At 33.9% G+C, this 1,677-nt stretch carries 2 protein-coding genes; both read left to right on the forward strand.

Annotated features, from left to right (window positions below; genetic code table 11):
- Positions 1-311: 311 nt before the first annotated feature.
- A complete protein-coding gene (locus COO03_RS11660) occupies positions 312-629 on the forward strand; it encodes a PadR family transcriptional regulator (protein WP_097897350.1) in 318 nt (105 codons plus the stop codon).
- Positions 626-1,342 carry a DUF2812 domain-containing protein gene (locus COO03_RS11665; protein WP_097897351.1) on the forward strand — a complete coding sequence of 239 codons (717 nt, stop codon included), beginning with the start codon at positions 626-628 and terminating at the stop codon, positions 1,340-1,342. The genes COO03_RS11660 and COO03_RS11665 overlap by 4 nt, the downstream gene beginning before the upstream one ends.
- The last annotated feature ends 335 nt before the right edge of the window (positions 1,343-1,677 follow it).

A 1,677-nucleotide genomic window follows, 5' to 3' on the forward strand; every position in this document is an offset into this window, starting at 1 on the left:
GGGGTACAGCCGAGATACGTGTAAAAATAGGTCATAGTCTTACTTTTATTTCCAAATGAAATTTATTGAGCTTATAAATATTGTTTCTGTTGCTTCGTCTATTTTTATTAAGTAAATTGTCTATTATGGGTTAACCCTAACTATCCATTAGTTAGCTACTGAAAACACTTCGTTTCAATTTTATAATTAGGGTGTATGATAATTGGTTCAAAAATCATAGAGAATTCTAGACAATTGTATCACAAAATGATATATTATTTTTGGATATATCATTTTGTGATACATATTAAAGAGATATAGAAGGTGATGGGTTGAAAAAAACTGAGCAATTAACGGATTCAGTGTTTTATATTATGGCTGCTTTAACGAAACCAAGGCATGGTTACTCAATTATGAGCTTAATTGAAGAAACAACAAAAGGGGCAATTACTATAGGTCCTGCTTCCATGTACACGATTATAAAAAAGTTATTAAAACAAGAATGGATTTATTTGAATGATGGTTCGGATTCAAGGCGTAAAACATATCTGCTTACTGACAAGGGCAGAGAAGTATTAGAAGAAGATGTGAAGGTAAGAAAACTGATGATTCAATTAGCAGAAACGGGATTGAAGGAGGTTAAAGAATGAGAAAAACAAAGTATATTACGTCAGGTGGGTTAGCTTTTTCTGAGGAAAAGGACATGGAAAAATTACACCGATTTTCTTTAAAGGGTTGGCATGTTAGTGATTTTAAGTTTATGGGGTATACGCTTGAAAAAGGAGAATGCTCAGATTATATCTACAGTGTAGATTATCGTTCATTAAAAGAGGGTGAAGCAGAGGAATACTTGGACTTTTTTTCATTCTCTGGATGGTCGCATATTGCCTCACAAGGAAACATTCATTTATTTCGAGCACAACCTAATACAAAACCAATTTATAGTGACCGTGACACATCCGTAGAAAAGTATGGGAATTTAGCCCGTTCTATGAATTATTTTGCCATTCCGTTCGTTTTAATAACAGTACTCGTATGGTTTGGAGCAATGATAAGCTCTGGTACATTACAATCCATACTGTTGACAATAGCAGTTATTTCCACTGCCACTGCACTTCCAATAGTTTGGACTGTAATCACAACATATAGTAACAAATGGAAGGTACAAGAAAAAAAAGGCTTAGCTAATCTTTTGAAAACTATACGAGCCCTTCTCTTCTTAATAGCTATTCTTATATTGTTATACGCCTCTGGCAGTACAGTTAACATGTTAGCGTCTATGATTATTGGAGCAATCGCACTTCCAACTGCTATTTGGCTTATCATGTCTCTTTGTCATAAAATGAGGGGGAAGAAAGCTTAGTATAGGATTCGAATAATAAAGTTTTAGACATTGTTATCCAATTTCGCATACAACACTAATTTAAATTAGTGCTAAAACGACTTAAAAATTCTTAGCGTGGTTTATTTCCGTTTCGCTGGCGGTACCCTTATATCACTAGACATATAAAACGATTCGGTGATTATGTAATTGACTTACAAAAGATTCCTCATCCAATAGAAGAAGCGATACCTCTATAAATAAAATAGGTCATAGATGGAAATAAAAGTAAGTCTATGACCTATTTTTACACGTATCTCGGCTGTATCCCATTTAGAGATTATTTGCAATTTCCCTGAAGCTTTTGCACCAGAACC

Source organism: Bacillus sp. AFS098217 (genome assembly GCF_002551815.1).
Lineage (GTDB): Bacteria > Bacillota > Bacilli > Bacillales > Bacillaceae_G > Bacillus_A.

What these genes read in the sequence shown, in the direction of transcription:
- COO03_RS11665 (WP_097897351.1), top strand. Translation starts at nt 626, where the DNA reads ATGAGAAAAACAAAGTATATTACGTCAGGTGGGTTAGCTTTTTCTGAG.